Origin of the sequence: Nocardia sp. NPDC049149, assembly GCF_043197455.1 — a bacterium.
Taxonomy (GTDB): domain Bacteria; phylum Actinomycetota; class Actinomycetes; order Mycobacteriales; family Mycobacteriaceae; genus Nocardia.
Window position 1 is genome coordinate 660,533 of record NZ_JBICTD010000001.1, and the last position, 14,747, is coordinate 675,279.

General features: G+C 67.5%; 15 protein-coding genes. 7 read left to right on the forward strand and 8 right to left on the reverse strand.

Translation table 11 applies throughout. The features are described 5' to 3' along the window. Positions 1 to 111: 111 nt before the first annotated feature. Positions 112 to 624: a hypothetical protein gene (locus ACGFNJ_RS03175; RefSeq protein WP_393442799.1), complete on the reverse strand. Its 513-nt coding sequence runs from the start codon at positions 622 to 624 to the stop codon at positions 112 to 114. Between the two features lie 148 nt (positions 625 to 772). On the opposite strand from ACGFNJ_RS03175, the gene ACGFNJ_RS03180 reads away from it, so the two are divergent. Next, a complete protein-coding gene (locus ACGFNJ_RS03180) occupies positions 773 to 1,963 on the forward strand; it encodes a helix-turn-helix domain-containing protein (RefSeq protein ID WP_393442801.1) in 1,191 nt (396 codons plus the stop codon). 23 nt (positions 1,964 to 1,986) lie between these two features. Here ACGFNJ_RS03180 and ACGFNJ_RS03185 read toward each other — a convergent pair whose 3' ends face one another. The 4 genes from ACGFNJ_RS03185 to ACGFNJ_RS03200 form a co-directional block, all read right to left on the reverse strand. After that, positions 1,987 to 2,685, reverse strand: coding sequence for a DUF1707 domain-containing protein (locus ACGFNJ_RS03185; protein WP_393442803.1), 699 nt, complete (start codon positions 2,683 to 2,685; stop codon positions 1,987 to 1,989). A gap of 92 nt (positions 2,686 to 2,777) precedes the next feature. Beyond that, positions 2,778 to 3,410, reverse strand: a complete 633-nt coding sequence (locus ACGFNJ_RS03190) for a response regulator (RefSeq protein WP_393443732.1) — start codon at positions 3,408 to 3,410, stop codon at positions 2,778 to 2,780. A gap of 81 nt (positions 3,411 to 3,491) precedes the next feature. Continuing rightward, on the reverse strand, positions 3,492 to 4,667 hold the full coding sequence (macS, locus tag ACGFNJ_RS03195) for a MacS family sensor histidine kinase (protein ID WP_393442805.1): 1,176 nt from the start codon (positions 4,665 to 4,667) through the stop codon (positions 3,492 to 3,494). A 5-nt stretch (positions 4,668 to 4,672) separates the two neighbouring features. Then, positions 4,673 to 5,929 carry an AI-2E family transporter gene (locus tag ACGFNJ_RS03200; RefSeq protein WP_393442807.1) on the reverse strand — a complete coding sequence of 419 codons (1,257 nt, stop codon included), beginning with the start codon at positions 5,927 to 5,929 and terminating at the stop codon, positions 4,673 to 4,675. Positions 5,930 to 6,032: 103 nt separating this feature from the next. On the opposite strand from ACGFNJ_RS03200, the gene ACGFNJ_RS03205 reads away from it, so the two are divergent. From ACGFNJ_RS03205 to ACGFNJ_RS03215, 3 genes are all read left to right on the forward strand, one after another. After that, on the forward strand, positions 6,033 to 7,553 hold the full coding sequence (locus ACGFNJ_RS03205) for an adenylate/guanylate cyclase domain-containing protein (protein ID WP_393443734.1): 1,521 nt from the start codon (positions 6,033 to 6,035) through the stop codon (positions 7,551 to 7,553). A gap of 4 nt (positions 7,554 to 7,557) precedes the next feature. After that, on the forward strand, positions 7,558 to 8,643 hold the full coding sequence (locus tag ACGFNJ_RS03210; protein WP_393442809.1) for a YbhN family protein: 1,086 nt from the start codon (positions 7,558 to 7,560) through the stop codon (positions 8,641 to 8,643). 112 nt (positions 8,644 to 8,755) lie between these two features. After that, the gene (locus tag ACGFNJ_RS03215) at positions 8,756 to 9,136 is read left to right on the forward strand and encodes a DUF3054 domain-containing protein (protein WP_393442811.1); all 381 of its coding nucleotides are present in this window, start codon (positions 8,756 to 8,758) and stop codon (positions 9,134 to 9,136) included. A gap of 8 nt (positions 9,137 to 9,144) precedes the next feature. Here ACGFNJ_RS03215 and ACGFNJ_RS03220 read toward each other — a convergent pair whose 3' ends face one another. Beyond that, positions 9,145 to 10,836, reverse strand: a complete 1,692-nt coding sequence (locus ACGFNJ_RS03220) for an NTF2-like N-terminal transpeptidase domain-containing protein (protein ID WP_393442813.1) — start codon at positions 10,834 to 10,836, stop codon at positions 9,145 to 9,147. A 397-nt stretch (positions 10,837 to 11,233) separates the two neighbouring features. Between ACGFNJ_RS03220 and ACGFNJ_RS03225 the strand changes: the two genes are divergently transcribed. Continuing rightward, positions 11,234 to 11,845 (forward strand): hypothetical protein, encoded by a 612-nt coding sequence (locus tag ACGFNJ_RS03225; protein WP_393442815.1) that lies wholly within the window; start codon positions 11,234 to 11,236, stop codon positions 11,843 to 11,845. A 132-nt stretch (positions 11,846 to 11,977) separates the two neighbouring features. Beyond that, on the forward strand, positions 11,978 to 12,418 hold the full coding sequence (gene aroQ, locus ACGFNJ_RS03230; protein ID WP_393442817.1) for a type II 3-dehydroquinate dehydratase: 441 nt from the start codon (positions 11,978 to 11,980) through the stop codon (positions 12,416 to 12,418). Positions 12,419 to 12,457: 39 nt separating this feature from the next. Here the strand turns inward: aroQ and ACGFNJ_RS03235 are convergent, their stop codons facing one another. After that, positions 12,458 to 12,904, reverse strand: coding sequence for a nitroreductase/quinone reductase family protein (locus ACGFNJ_RS03235; protein WP_393442819.1), 447 nt, complete (start codon positions 12,902 to 12,904; stop codon positions 12,458 to 12,460). 163 nt (positions 12,905 to 13,067) lie between these two features. Between ACGFNJ_RS03235 and ACGFNJ_RS03240 the strand changes: the two genes are divergently transcribed. Next, positions 13,068 to 14,192, forward strand: a complete 1,125-nt coding sequence (locus tag ACGFNJ_RS03240; RefSeq protein ID WP_393442821.1) for a glycerate kinase — start codon at positions 13,068 to 13,070, stop codon at positions 14,190 to 14,192. Between the two features lie 133 nt (positions 14,193 to 14,325). Here the strand turns inward: ACGFNJ_RS03240 and ACGFNJ_RS03245 are convergent, their stop codons facing one another. Further along, positions 14,326 to 14,676 (reverse strand): winged helix-turn-helix transcriptional regulator, encoded by a 351-nt coding sequence (locus ACGFNJ_RS03245; protein ID WP_393442823.1) that lies wholly within the window; start codon positions 14,674 to 14,676, stop codon positions 14,326 to 14,328. Between the last annotated feature and the right edge of the window lie 71 nt (positions 14,677 to 14,747).

Below are 14,747 nucleotides of genomic sequence, written 5' to 3' on the forward strand. Positions count from 1 at the left end.
CGGAGAAACATGAGTAGTAACCCCTGGTAGGCAAGCAAGTTCTACCTGATTCCAGGCAGCCAGGGCCGCACCCGAACAGTTCGGGTGCGGCCGATGTTCAGCGGGCGATCTTCAGCGGGTGACGGCCTGCTGGGTGGTCACCTGATGCACCGCGGTGATCACGGCTGCGCGCGGCGGCATCCGTAACGCACCGGGTGCGGGTTCCCCCGCCCACTGCCAGCCGGGAGTGGCGTCGGTGGTCGGCAGCATGATGTGGTGGCCGCCGGGGACGACGGTGACCTGGTGTCCGGCGAGACAGCGCCGTACCGCCAACTCGACGGGGCGGGCCGGAATCGGCGGGGTGACCAGGAAAGTCCAGCTGGACTCCTCCGGTTCGACGATCACCGGTGCGGGGTGCGTGCGGTCCAGCGTGGCGAGAACTTTGCGCCCTAGTTCGGGCGGCATCACGATGGCGCCGAGGACGGAGCCGGTGGTGACCATCGGCCTGCCTGCGATCAGCTGGACCGGAAGACCGTAGCGATGACGGAGAAAAGCTGCGATTTCGAGGGATGTGGGACAGCGCTCGGGGCCAGGCACGCGATCAGCGCCCCCGGCCTGCGCGGTGGTGTTCGGCACGATGTTCATTTGCCGCCGCCCTTTGTTATGAAAGTTGCAGAAAGGCAACGGTATTCCATCCAGCAGTCAACGAGTCGTACGTAATGTCCCACTTTGCGCGAGTGCGATGACTTAGCGTCGTACCCTGAAACCCAGATTTAACAAAGGAATTGGGTCCATGGACGATTCGTCGATCGGCGTTCGCATCCGAATGTTCCGCGGCAAGACGCTCACCCAGCGGCAACTCGCAGATCAGGCCGGGGTCAGCGTCGATTTAGTGCGCAAACTCGAGCAGGGCGGCCGCCAGACCGCCTCGATCGCCAGCCTGCAGAAGCTGGCCCGCGCACTGGATGTGGACATCGCCGATCTCGTCGGTAAACGCGCGGGCGTCCCGTCCACCGACCCGGATTCCGGCATCGTCGCCATCCGACGCGCACTCACCCCGGTCGACGATCTGCTCGGCGAGACCAACGAGGACGCGGCGGTCACCCTCGACGACGGCCGCCGCGCGGTCGACTACGCGTGGGGCGCCTACTGGGTCGGCCGCTACGAACTGCTCACCTCGATCCTGCCGCTCGGCATCACCCAGCTGCGCGCCACCGTGCACGCCGCCCGCAACGGTTCGGTCGCGCCCGCGAACGAGCTACTCGCCAGGATGTATTGGGTCACCGGCTGCACCCTGGTGCATCTCGGGCAGACCGATCCGGCCTTCCTCGCGATCCGCCAGGCGCTGGCGGCGGCGCAGGCGGGCAACGACCCGCTGCTGCTCGGCACCATCCGCGGCTCGGTCGCCTGGCAGTTGCTGGTGCAGGGCCGCTACGAGGAATCGCGCGGGGTGGCGTTGCGCGCTGCGGCGGATCTTGAACCCGCAGGCGAGGTCAGCCAGGCGCAGCTGTCTGCCTACGGATCGCTGGTGCTGCAGGGCGCGACGGCCGCGGGCCGAGCCCAGCGGGTGCCGGACGCGCTGGCACTTGTCGATGCCGCGAGCGAGGTCGCGCTGCGCATCGGCATCGACCGGCGCGATTACGAAACCTATTTCGGCCCTTCCCAAGTCGTCATGCAGACGGTCGACGTGAACGTGTCCTCGGAGCGCTACCCCGAGGCGTTGGCGGCCGCGAAGGACATGCCTGCCAACAGCGGCCTCCCGCAGTCGTCGCGAGCCCGCCACCTCACCGACACCGCTGTCGCGCTGACCCGCACCGGCCAGCACCAGCGTGCACTCGACACCTTGCTGACCGCCGAACGCGTCGGCGGCCCAGACTGGCTCAAGTATCAGTCCCTGCCCCGCCACATAGTCTCCGAGCTCCTCGACCACGATCGTCGAGTCCCCTTGCGCGCGTTCGCCCGTCGCCTCGGCGTCAACACCTAGGTCACGAATTCCGTAGGAACGCGCTAGCCCATCATCCGGCGCCAGTGCGACAGGAAGGTGTGCTTGGCGGTGATCGAGCCGAAGCGGACACGGCCGCGGACGACCAGGTGCAGTGGACCGATCGGAGGGCCGGTGCGGACCTTGTTGTTGATGCTGGAGCCGATCAGATCGACCTCGTTGAGATCGACGGTCGCCTCCTTCGGCACGATCAAGGTGAGCGAACTGCAGTAGTCGTCGACGATCACCTCGACCACCTGCGTCGACATGATGGCCTCGGTGAAATCCAGGGTCACGCCCGAGAGCCAATTGTTGAGCTGCAGCGACGGCGCGACCTGCCATGGGCCGCGCCGGTTCACCCCCGACATCCGCGCGCGGATCACCCCACCCGCGGTGTTGGCCGCGGCGATCGGCGGCACCGGGCGTGGGTGCTTCACCATCGACGGCGCGGTGTTCACGAAGGTTGTCGGCGGCGCCGCGGGCTGCCCGACCAACCGCACGCCGGGCAGATCGATCAGCACGGAGTTCAACTCGCCGCGGGTCTTCGCGGCCAGCGCGGTGTCCATCCGCTCGGTGAACTCACCGAGGGAGAGCATGCCGAGGCCGACGGCCCGCTGCAGCAGCTGGCCGACATGTTCGCGCTCGACATCGGACACGCGTAGGTCTCGCTCGCCTACCGCGTCGCCGGAGCCGACACCATTGGAAGCCGATTCGGGTCCGCCCATGGTTTCGAGATTACCGATCCGGTGGCCGCGCGGGTATCAGGGCGATCCCCGATTCCCCACTACGCCTCGAGGTGGGCACTGTCCGCGGCCCTTTACTCGAGGCCTTGCTCGATCGCCCACCGGGTGAGCTCGACCCGGTTGGCGAGCTGCAGCTTGCGCAACGTCGCCTGCACGTGGTTCTCCACGGTCCGATGGCTCAGCCCGAGCCGCGACGCGATCTGCTTGGCGGACAACCCTTTCGCCACCATCCGCAGCACCTCGGTCTCCCGGTCGGTGAGCGCGGGCCGGTGCGGCTCGTCGGGCGCGACGGGCGCCGTCGCCATCCGCCGGTACTCGCCGAGCACCAGCCCGGCCAGCCCCGGCGTGAACACCGGCTGCCCGGCGGCGGTCGCTCGCACCGCCTCGATGAGCTCGAGCACCGACGCACTTTTCACCAGGTAACCCGAGGCACCGGCCTTGATCGCGTCGAGCACGTCCTCACGCTCCGCCGATGCGGACAGCACGAGCACCCGGCTCTCCGGGGAAACCCGCAGTACCTCGGCGGTGGCCTGCGCGCCGTTGCCGTCGGGCAGCTGCATGTCCATCAGCACCACCGCAGGCCGCACCGCGGCCGCCCGCCTGCCCGCTGCGCCGACCCCGTCGGCGGTGGCGACCACCTCGAAGCCCGCCTCCGCGAGATCGCGGGAGACTCCGTCCCGCCACATCGGGTGATCGTCCACCACCATCACGGAAATGGATTGAGCCACAGCATCATCGGCCACAGCGCACCTCCTTGCTCTGCTTCGGGTGTCCTCGCCTCGTACCCGTCATGGTCGTGGTACCCGGAATTCCCATTCGGTGCCGAAACCGACCCCGCCATCGACCTCGGTCAGCAGATCCGCGGTGCCGCCGAGCGAGCCGATCCGCCCGACAATCGACCGGGAAACACCGAGCCGCCCTTCGGCTTCCGCCTCCGCGAGCCGGCCTGCCGGTATCCCCACCCCGTCGTCGCGCACGCTGATCACCAGCTCGTCCCCGGTGTCCTCCAGCAGCACATAGGCTTTCGCGTCGGGCCCGGCATGCAGCTCGACATTCGACAGCGCCGTCGCCACCGCGGCGGCGATCTCCGACCCGGCCCAACGCCCGACCAGCACCGGACTACCCGGCGTCGAGACGAACACCGTCGGCTTCGCATGCACCGTCAGCAACGGCCGCAGATCGACCTCGGCCCCGCCGGAATCGCCACGATCGCCCTGCTCGGAGAGCAGAACGCGCAGCGCCACTTCCTGTTCGGCGGCTCGCTGCGCCAATTCCTCGGTCGGGCCGCCGATCTCGGTGCCACGCCGTTTGATGTAGCTGAGCACCTGCAGCACGCCGTCGTGCACCTCACGGGAAAGTCGTTCCCGCTCTTCGGCGGCCGCGGTCAAGCGCACCGCGCGTTCGAGCTGATCCTGTGCTCGCCGCGCGGTGCTCGCGGCCAACCCGAGCGCGAGGCCGACCGAGACGAGCACCGGAACGGTCGCATCGGTCCACACGTCCTGCCCCCACTGATCCCGCACGGTCAGCGCCACCGCCGCGATCAGCCCGCCCGAGCACACCCCCGCGATCGGCCCGAGCAGGATCGCCGCCCCGATCACCGCGTTCGCGGCCCACAACGTGGTCGGCAGCGTCTGATGCCCGTGATACCAGTCGTAGTCGGCGACCAGCCTGGTCGCGGCCATCAACGCGATGACAACGACGTGGTCACCGAATACCACCCAGGCCCGCAACCGCCGCACGTCGGGAACTCGCCACTGCGACAACATGATTGCCGACGCACCGGACCACACCGCCATCAACGCGATCAACACCCAGCTCAACCGCTGGTTCTGGTAGTACGGCGCGGACGCGAACTGCTGTCCGACCGCGTAGAGCAGCGTCACCAGCCGCAACGCCTGCACGGCCCGCCACAGCGGCGTGGTCGCCACGTCGGAGGGACGCGGCTCAGCCTTGCGTGCCTGCATCGAATTCAGTCCTTCAGGACGCCGTCATCGGATCCGGCCTCGCCCGCCCGCCCCTCCGGTGTCTCGGCCGCGGCCTTCGCCAGCGTCGTCGGCACATCGAAGCGGCCAGGATCGGGTTCGTCCGGCTCGACCTCGCTCTCGCCGGTCTGTAGTTCCTCGAACAACTCCTCCGGGCTTTCCGCGAGCAGTGATCGAATGGCTGTGTTCATCACCGCGACGAACGGCACCGCGAGCAGACCGCCCGCGATCCCGCCGAGCACGACGCCCGCCGTGATCGCCAGCACCACCGCGAGCGGATGGATGCTCACCGCCCGACCGAGCAGCAACGGTTGCAGCACATGCCCTTCCAGCTGCATGACCGCGATGATGATGCCGAGCACGATCAGCGAGGTGATCAGGCCCTTGGTCACCAGCGCGATGAACACCGCGACGAACCCGGCGACGAAAGCGCCGATGATCGGGATGAACGCGCCGAGGAACACCAGCGACGCCAGCGGAAGTGCCAGCGGGACACCGAGAATGCCGAGCCCGGCGCCGATGCCGATGGCGTCCACCGCCGCGACGACCACGGTCGCTCGCACGAACCCGACCAGCGTCCCGAAGCCGAGCTGTCCGGCCGTGCGCACCCGTTCGCGCTGCGGGGTCGGCACGATCCTGGTGACGAAGTGCCAGATCTGGTAGCCGCCGTAGAGGAAGAAGATGAGGATGAACAAGGTCAGGAAGATGCCGGTCAACAGCTCGAAGATCACCGTCGCTGTGGTCAGCGCGCCGCTGGTGAGCCGGTCCTGATTGGACTGGATCGTCTTGACGATCTGGTCGCCCACATTGCCGATCTGCTCGTTGCTCAGGTGCGGCGGGCCGGTGATCAGCCAATCCTGAATCTTGTGAATGCTGTTGGTGAACTCGTTCGACAGCTGCGGCACGCCGGCGACGAACTGCTCGACCACAAAGGTCATCACCCCCGCGACCAGCCCGAGCGAGCCGATCAGCGCGACGAACACCCCCACCGAGCGCGGCACCCCTAGTCGCTGCAGCCAGTCCACCAGCGGCGCGAGCAACGCGGCCGCGAGCAACGCGATGGCCATCGGAATGATCACGGTCGCGAGCTTCTGCACGATCGCGGCGAGCGCGAGCGTCACCGCGAACAGGATGAGCAGCCGCCAGCCCCATTCCGCCGACACTCGGACGATCGGGTGCACCGAGTCCGCGGCGGGCCGCGTCAGGGAGGCTTTCCGCGATGAGCTTGGCTTAGGGTCCGTCACCTGGCTGAGCCTAACCGGCTCAGCTGCGCCGAGAACATGCTCACATGACCGAAACGCTAGATTGTTGGTTGTGTCAGCGCCCTTGGAAGCGGTCAAACAGACCATGCGAACGCGCTGGCCGCTGTACCTGGCCTCGATGCTGTTGGCCAATGCCTTCGGCGCGGTGCTGGTGTGGGCGTTCATCCAGTACGGGCTGCCTGTCCCCGAAGGCGCCGAACACGGCGCCAGGGGCACCGGCCTGGTGATCCCCGCGCTGGTCTTCGTGACCGGCGGCCTGCTCAGCGTCGGCGCGTCGGCCTTGATGCTGCGCCCGGTGATGCGCTGGCAGATGCGCGGCGGGCCGCCGAGCCGCCAGGAACAGATGGCCGCGCTGCATGCGCCGCTGCGCCAGGCGATCCTGCATCTGGCGCTGTGGATGATCGGCGGCGCCATCCTCGCGGCCCTGATCATCTCCGACGAACCCAAGCTGGCCGGCGCGGTGATCGTCACCGAATGCATGGCCGCGACCATTGTGTTCGGCTTCACCTACATGCTCGGCGAGCGCATCCTGCGCCCGGTCGCCGCCGAGGCGCTGACCGCGGGCACCTTCGATCACACCCTGACGCCCGGCGTCGGCACGCGGATGGCGATGACCTGGGGCATGGGCACTTTCGCCCCCACCATCGCCATCGTGCTGCTCTGCATCACCCAGATCTCGTCGGAAGTGAAGTTCTCCGCCCAGTCGCTGGCCATCTCGATCCTGCTGCTCTGCGGCGTGGTGATCCTGCAGGCGCTGGCGCTGTCCATGTTGACCGGATCCAGCATCTCCGACCCGGTGCGCCAGCTCAGCCAGGCCATCGACCGGGTGCAGGAGGGCGCGCGCGACGTCCAGGTCGAGGTGTTCGACGGCAGCGAGATCGGCCTGCTGCAGGTCGGCTTCAACCGGATGATGGAAGAGGCCGCCAAGCGGCGCCAGCTGCAGGAGCTGTTCGGTCAGCACGTCGGCGAGGAAGTCGCGCAGCGCGCCCTCGACTACGGCACCGAGCTCGGCGGCGAAACCCGGTTCGTCGCGGTGCTGTTCGTCGACATGGTCGGTTCCACCGCGACGGCCGCCGAGCGCCCGCCCACCGAGGTGGTGAGCCTGCTCAACGAGTTCTTCCGGATCGTCGTCGACGTCATCGACCGGCACAACGGCTTCGTCAACAAGTTCGTCGGCGACGCCGCGCTGGCCATCTTCGGCGCACCGCTCGACCGCCCCGACGCGCCGACCGCCGCGCTGGCCGCCGCCCGCGAACTGCGCGAGGTGCTCAGAGAAGTGCCCGGCCTCGATATCGGTATCGGCGTCTCGGCAGGACTTGCCGTCGCCGGAAATATCGGTGCGGCAAATCGTTTCGAATACACGGTGATCGGGGATCCGGTCAATGAGGCATCCAGGCTGACCGAGCTCGCCAAAGACCAACCCGGCCGTACCTTGGCCTCGGGAAGCGCGCTGTATTTCGCCGAGGAAAGCGAGCAAGACAAGTGGGAAACCGGCGACGAGGTACAGCTGCGCGGACGGCGCCGAAAAACTCTGCTGGCCTGGCCGCGAGACCACGTCGACGCGCTCGACGTTCCAGACGCCGAAACGGTGCGTTCGTTAGGCTGACCGGGTGACGGCCAACGGGGAACTGGCAGGGGAACCGCCGCCGCCCACGGCCGAACCCCGCCGTGGCAAATTCTGGTGGGTGAAATGGCTGCTAGGCGCCGCCCTGCTGGCATTGCTGATCGGTGAGGGGATCTATCTCTGGCCACGACTACACGAATCGTGGCGCAAACTCAGCGACATTCATTGGGGGTGGGTCGCCGCCTGCATTTGGCTGCAGGCATTGTCGATGAGCGGATTCGGGCGGGTGCAGAAACAACTGCTGCACGCGGGCGGCGTCGAGGTGAGTCAGCGCAAATCCGTCGCCGTGGTCTACGGCGCCACCGCCATGTCCGTCAGTTTGCCTGCGGGCCAGGTGTTTTCCACCGCCTTCACCTATCGGCAGACCAGGCGCTTCGGCGCGAGCCCGATCGTCGCCTCCTGGCAGCTAGTGTTCTCCGGCGTGGTCGCCGCGGCCGGGCTTGCGCTGCTCGGCGTCAGCGGCACGCTGCTGTCCGGCGGGAGCGTCGGGCCGTTCAAGCTGATCCTGTCGGTGGTCGGGGTGATCGCCCTGGTGTGGGCAGGCAACTACGTCTCGCGCAACCCCGGCTCGCTAGAGGCACTGCTGCGCAAGGCGCTCGGCCTGGTCAACCGGCTGCGCAAGCGCCCGGCCGACCAGGGCGCCAACAAGATCGGTGACGTGCTCGCACAGCTCGAGTCGGTGGATCTCGGCAAGCGCGACGGCGCCTGGGTCGCGGTGTGGGCGCTGGTGCATCGGTTCGCCGACGTCGCCTGCCTCGGTGCGGCCTGCTACGCCGTCGGCGCGGAACCACGGCTGGCCGGGCTGCTGCTCGCCTTCGCGATCGGCAAGGCCGTCGGCTCGATCCCGTTCGCGCCGGGCGGGATCGTCTACGTCGACGCGACACTCATCTACAGCCTCACCGCGGCCGCCGGGCTGCCCGCCGCGCAGGCGGTCGCCGCGGCGTTCGTCTACCGGCTGGTGAGCTTCATCCTGGTGGCGATCGTCGGCTGGATCGTCTTCCTGTTCCTGTTCCGCACACCGCAAGCCGACGACGCCGAGTTCGAGAAGGAATTCTCCCAGCGCAGGTTTTAGGCCGCGTGGCCGCGGCGTGGTTCGCGCTCGATAGCCTCGCGCGTGGTGGTCGAGTTGTGGACGAACGGTCGCGCTTCACATGTCTTGGTACTGCGCCCATTACTCTGGCCGCGTGAAGAAACTGGTGCCGTTGGTTGTCGATGCGCTGCTGGTGATCCTGTTCTGTGCGATCGGCAGGCGCAGCCACGACGAATCGGTGGTCGCCGGACTACTGCACACGCTATGGCCGTTCGCGATCGGCCTCGCGATCGGCTGGCTGGTCGCGGTGGCCGCGGCGAGCAGGGTGTTCGGCGATGCGGGGCGGGACGCGCGGTTCGACGGAACCGCCTTGTGGCCCACCGGAATTCTGGTTTGGCTCGGCACGCTCTGCGGCGGCATGCTGTTACGCGTCGTCAGCGGTCAGGGCACGGCAGCCAGTTTCATCCTGGTCGCCGGCGCCGTCCTCGCGCTGTTCCTGCTCGGCTGGCGTGCGGCGATCAAGGCGTTGAACTAGGGCACTGACTACGGCTGGCCGGTCGGCTCCGGCGTCGCCAGCGACTGCAGCATCCGCGCCGCCATCCGCGCGGTGGCGTCGCCGCTGTCCACGTCGTTGATGTGGACGGCGAAGGCGAGGTCACCCATGATCGCGATCAGCCAGCCGTCCCGGCCTGCGGTCGCGCTGAACCCGGTGACGTCGCGGTACATCCGCAGGCTCGCGAATTCCGGAGCGTTGGTCGCGTCGCGCAGCATGCCGTGCAGCCGATCGCTGATCGCGGGCGAGAGCGGGGCAAGCTGCGCGTCCGTTGTGCTCGGCCGTGCGACCTCGATCAGTGGCGGCGGCACCTCACCGCGCGCGATCGCGGCGGCGGCGATCGCCATCCCGAAGGGGCTGGCCAGCACCGCATCCGACCCGCCGCCCTGCCGGACCTGTTCGGCGCCGCGACCTGCCACGGCAAGCCGCCCGGTCACCTCGTCCAGTCCGGGAACCTTGAAGTCGATGCCGACGCCGAGCGCGGTCGCGGCCTCGGCCGCCTCCTGCACCGAAACGTCGTGCGGCGCCTTGTTCTTGTTGACGGCCGCGATCGCGCGGAACAGCTCGATATTGCCGCCGACCGGATAGAGCCCGGTGAACGCGACCGGTCCGTGCTCACTGGCCTGGCTGTTCTGTGCGACCGCGACGACCGCGCCGCTGGACGGCTGAATCGCCACGATCGAGGACGGCGTCGCCGAGCTGACGACCGCGTCCTCGGCGGCGCGCTGCAGGCGTTGATCCATGGTGCCCGCGATGTCGGGGCCCGGTGGACCCTGCTCGCCCGCGAGCTGGCTGACGAACCGCCCGTCCTGCTCGAACAGCTGCACACCCCAGCCCGCGTGCTGGTCCTGGCTTTCCTGCTGCACCTTGCGCAGCGCGTCCAGCATGGGCGACCAGACCCTGCGGTCGGCGGAGATCAGCCGGGGCTGTTTCTCCATAACCACGCCTTGGATCGGCGCCATGTCCTTTTCCAGCAGCTCGAAGTCGGATTGGCGCAGGTTCACCGCGATGACCGGCTTGCCCTGCGAGGTGGCGACCTGCTGCATCAGCGACGGTCCGGTGATCAGCGGCGCGACCGGCTCGATGGCCTTGGCCAGCGCGTTGGTCGAGCCGACGGGGTCCGGCATTTTCGAGGGGTCGAGCTTGATCACGTTGATGGTCTGCTCGGTCATCAACGGCTGGCCCGCGATGTCGTTGACCCGTGGGGCGGGCGACGGCTGGGTCCGCACCAGGCGGACGGTGCGGTTGTGGTCGAGCTGCGGCATGACGATGGCCGGATCCCAGGAGATCCGCCAGCCGATGGCGAGCTTGCGCACGTTGCCTTGGAGGCTGTAGTTCCAGTTCTTCCGGTCACCGAAGGTCCAGTCGGCGTCCATGCTGAAGATCGCCGCGTCGGAATCGAGGCCGATGAACTGGGTCTTGCGGTAGTCGACCTTGCCCGGCTGCAGACCCGCGAACATTTGCTTCAGCGTTGCTGAAGCCGCAGAAGGGTACGACGTCAGCTCGGACGCCTTCGTGTAGTCCTGTTTGTCAAGCAGTTCGGTGAAGCGCTCGACGACAGCCTCGGCCTCATTCTTGCTCTCGTGTATCCCGCACGATCCCATCGCGATCGCAAGCGCCGCCACCCCCGCGAGTGCCATAGCGCCGCGGACGCGAAAGCGGCGGGATCCCCACACATCCATGTCGCCCACTCTTCACTCTTGTCACTCCAGTAACAAGACCACCGTACCTGAAAAAGACCTGTCTGCGGTGCCTCCGCCGCAAGGACGTTACCCATGCTCAGCATCTCAATTGTGCCCGAAATCTCCCATCGCTGGGGAGCGATCATGATCGTTGTCCACTGCTACGGCGACGAACCGGCGCCGCTACCGTACCGGGACCCACGCAAAGTTGTGCACTTACTGCCTTACTCGGCGTTTCGGATCAATGAGTACCCACATGCACCTTCAACCAACCGTGAATCGTGCCTGTGAATCACCGGCTAACTACGTTCGCACAGAGCGGAACCATTCCGAGCCGATGCGAAGTAATCTTGTAATCAATGTAAGCAACACTTCACAGTAAGTAGGTGAACCCCTCATGAGGCACACACATCGAGGACGGGGTTTCGGTCGATCCGGCGGCTGGCAGCAGGCCGACCTCCCGGATCCCTCGGACGCGGCGGACTGGTTCGCGGGCAGGTTGCCCGACAACTGGTTCACCGGCGCGCCGGTCATCGAGATCGATCGCGACGAGATCGTTGTCGTCGGCGAGCTGCCGATACCGCAGCCCGAGAAGACCACCGCCGATCCGGACGCGAAGGTCGACGCGGAGACGCCCGCCGAGAGCGTTCCGCAGGCTACCAAGGACGGCGCCATCTCGCGCTTCCGCGAGTCGACCCGCCCGGCCCGGATGCAGATCGCCGACGAGGCGCAGCACCGCTACGGACGCAGCGTCGCGTGGGGCGTCTCGGTGGACGGCGAGCGGATCATGTTCACCCACCTCGCGGTTCCGGTCATGACCAGGCTGCGCCAGCCGGAACGCCAGGTGCTCGACACCCTGGTCGACTCGGGCGTGGCCCGCTCCCGCGCCGACGCGCTGGCCTGGACGGTGAAGCTGGCGGGCAAGCATGCGGAAGCCTGGCTGGAGGAACTGCGCGGCGCCATGCGTAAGGTGGACGACCTGCGTTCGGAAGGTCCGCAGGGCCTTTAGAACACAGCTCCGGAGGGCCTCTAGAACATCCGCAGGGCCTCTAGAACAAAGGTCCGCGGGGCCTCCGGAAACACAGTTCCACAGGCCTCGAGGACAACGGTCCGGCGGCGCGGTGCGACTACTGTTGCTGGCATGTCCGCACACGGTCCGATTCTGGTCCTCAACGGCCCGAACCTGAACATGCTCGGCACGCGCCAGCCGGAGGTCTACGGGGCGGCGACGCTCGACGACGTCGTCGAGCTCTGCAGGCAGACCGCGCACCGCTACGGCCGCGAGATCGTCGCCTTCCAATCCAATTCCGAAGGCGCGCTGATCGACCGCATTCATCAGGCACGCGGTGCCGAGGCGGGCATCGTGATCAATCCCGGCGGCCTCACCCATACCTCGGTGGCGCTGCGGGACGCGCTGGTGATCCCGGAACTTCCCATTGTCGAGGTGCATATCAGCAATGTGCACGCGCGTGAGGAGTTCCGGCATCACTCGTATATCTCGCCGATCGCGACCGCGGTGATCGCCGGGATGGGGATTCAGGGGTATGCGGCCGCGGTCGAATTCTTGGTCCGCACTTCCTGATCCGGCAGGCGCGAAAGTTCGTGCCGTGCCCGATGCCGCTCAATTGATCTGAAAGACCGGGAATCCCGGTGCGATGGCGGCCAATTCCGCGTCGGTGGCGTCCTTGGTCACGCCTTCGAAGAACTTGCCGACCTCCCAACCCCACTTCTGCAGGTACAGCCGCAGCAGCGGGACCTTGTCGGCGTCGGCGATCTCGGTCGCGGTGAATTCCTCGGCCTTGCGACCGAGCCGCAGTTCGCCGCCGCCTGCGACGCGCAGATTGCGCACCCACTGGGTGTGGCCGCGCGGGGCGACCAGGAAGCGGGCGCCGTCTTCGCGCACCATCAGGTTGACCATCGTGGTCCGCCACTCGCCGCTCTTGCGTCCACGCACCGCGAGCAGCCGCGAGCCCATGACGCTGATGCCCAGTTTGGGCAGCATGTTGAAGATCCGGTTCATGATCGGATCCAGGCCGGCCGGGCCGATGTAGCGGGTGCTGTGGTCCATGACTAACTCCTCTTAGTGAGCACTGCTCTCTGTTGTGATTAGTGTTCCACTTTGACGACCACGAAGTCAAGAGCACTGCTCTCTTTTCTTGTTGTTGCTGGTCAGCGGCGTTCTGCGGTCGGGTCGGCATGCGACATGCGTGGAAACGGCCGAGAATGTGGGGATGACGCGCGAGGCCGTTCGCCGGGTGGTGCTGGCACCGGACAAGTTCAAGGGGTCGCTGACGGCACCGCAGGTGGCGGCCGCCCTCGCGGCGGGCATCGCGCGGGTCGCGCCGACGACGGAGGTCAGGCAGGTGCCGGTCGCCGACGGCGGCGACGGAACGGTCGACGCGTTCGTGGCCGCCGGGTGGACCCGGGTCGCAATCACCGCACCTGGTCCGACCGGGGTTCTCGGCGAGACGGCGTACGCGGTACACGGCACCACCGCGGTGATCGAGTTGGCGACCGTCGTCGGGCTGGAGAAACTGCCTGGCGGACACCGAGATCCACTCGGGGCAAGCACTTTCGGCCTCGGCGTCGCGATCGCCGACGCCCTCGATCGAGGTGCCACCGAGATCGTCCTCGGGCTCGGCGGCAGCGCGTCCACCGACGGTGGCGCAGGCATGGCGCAGGCGCTGGGCGCACGCCTCCTCAATGCCGATGGTCGCGAATTATCCACAGGTGGCGCGGCTTTGGCGCACGCCGCAACACTCGATCGCGCACAGTTGCACCCACGGATCGGCAGCACCACCTTCACGGTGGCCTCCGATGTCGACAACCCGTTGCTCGGCCCTACCGGCGCCGTCGCGGTTTACGCACCGCAAAAGGGCGCGAGCCCAACCGATCTCGACATTCTCGAAGCGGCACTGGCGAACTGGGCGCGGCTCGCAGGTCCGGACCTCGCCGACCAACCCGGCGCAGGCGCGGCAGGCGGCACCGGCTTCGGCGCGCTCGCGATACTCGGCGCGCACGTGCACAGCGGCATCGCGGTGATCCTCGAGCTGCTCGACTTCCCCACGCTGCTGGCCGACGCCGATCTCGTTGTCACCGGCGAAGGTTCGCTGGATCAGCAAAGCTTGCACGGCAAGGCTCCGATCGGTGTCTGCGATGCCGCACGCAAGGCAGGCATTCCGGTCGTCGCCGCGGTCGGCCGCACACTACTCAGCGCCGACGAGATCAGCGCGGCAGGCTTCACCGCCTGCTATGCCCTCAGCGACCTCGAACCGGACCCGGCCCGCTCTATCGCGCACGCGGGCCCACTGCTCGAGGATCTCGGCGCCCGGATAGCCGCACGCCACCTGTGCTGAAGGGCTAGACCCACAGAGCCTTCGTACGGTTCACAAGCCCTCTTGGGTCTGTGAACCGCGTGAACGGTTTGTGGGTCCGGTAAACCCACCAACGATCGCGCGGGGCAACGGGACTCGGCGTGTGGGTCGGACGCTAAACGACCGAGGCGAGGGTCTTTCCGAGGAGTTCGTCGCGATGCTTGTCGCCCCAATCCTCCAGCGGCTTCAGGGCGACGGCGAGTTCCTCGCCGAGCGGGGTGAGGGAGTATTCGACGCGGGGTGGGATCTCCGGGTAGATCTCACGGTGCACGATCCCGCTGGCCTCGAGCTGGCGCAGGTTCTCCGAGAGCACCTTCTCGCTGACCCCGGTCAGCAGGCGGCGGACCTCACCGAAGCGTTGCGGGCTGGCGCTCAGCGCCCACATCAGGTGCAGCTTCCACTTGCCGCCGACGACATCGATCGCCATCGACATGCCGCACACGTCGTGATCTGCGTCACCGCTCATGCCTACCCAAACCCTTCTGACGATATTTCGAACCTCGAGGTAAGCAACCACACCTGAACGTGCGGTCTTCC

Bases quoted from the DNA above. Each gene is read 5' to 3' on its own strand.
- ACGFNJ_RS03240 (WP_393442821.1), top strand. From the start codon at position 13,068: ATGACGCGCGAGGCCGTTCGCCGGGTGGTGCTGGCACCGGACAAGTTC.
- ACGFNJ_RS03180 (WP_393442801.1), top strand. From the start codon at position 773: ATGGACGATTCGTCGATCGGCGTTCGCATCCGAATGTTCCGCGGCAAG.
- ACGFNJ_RS03225 (WP_393442815.1), top strand. From the start codon at position 11,234: ATGAGGCACACACATCGAGGACGGGGTTTCGGTCGATCCGGCGGCTGG.
- ACGFNJ_RS03205 (WP_393443734.1), top strand. From the start codon at position 6,033: ATGCGAACGCGCTGGCCGCTGTACCTGGCCTCGATGCTGTTGGCCAAT.
- aroQ (WP_393442817.1), top strand. From the start codon at position 11,978: ATGTCCGCACACGGTCCGATTCTGGTCCTCAACGGCCCGAACCTGAAC.
- macS (WP_393442805.1), bottom strand. From the start codon at position 4,667: ATGCAGGCACGCAAGGCTGAGCCGCGTCCCTCCGACGTGGCGACCACG.
- ACGFNJ_RS03175 (WP_393442799.1), bottom strand. From the start codon at position 624: ATGAACATCGTGCCGAACACCACCGCGCAGGCCGGGGGCGCTGATCGC.
- ACGFNJ_RS03235 (WP_393442819.1), bottom strand. From the start codon at position 12,904: ATGGACCACAGCACCCGCTACATCGGCCCGGCCGGCCTGGATCCGATC.
- ACGFNJ_RS03220 (WP_393442813.1), bottom strand. From the start codon at position 10,836: ATGGATGTGTGGGGATCCCGCCGCTTTCGCGTCCGCGGCGCTATGGCA.
- ACGFNJ_RS03185 (WP_393442803.1), bottom strand. From the start codon at position 2,685: ATGGGCGGACCCGAATCGGCTTCCAATGGTGTCGGCTCCGGCGACGCG.
- ACGFNJ_RS03190 (WP_393443732.1), bottom strand. From the start codon at position 3,410: ATGGTGGTGGACGATCACCCGATGTGGCGGGACGGAGTCTCCCGCGAT.
- ACGFNJ_RS03245 (WP_393442823.1), bottom strand. From the start codon at position 14,676: ATGAGCGGTGACGCAGATCACGACGTGTGCGGCATGTCGATGGCGATC.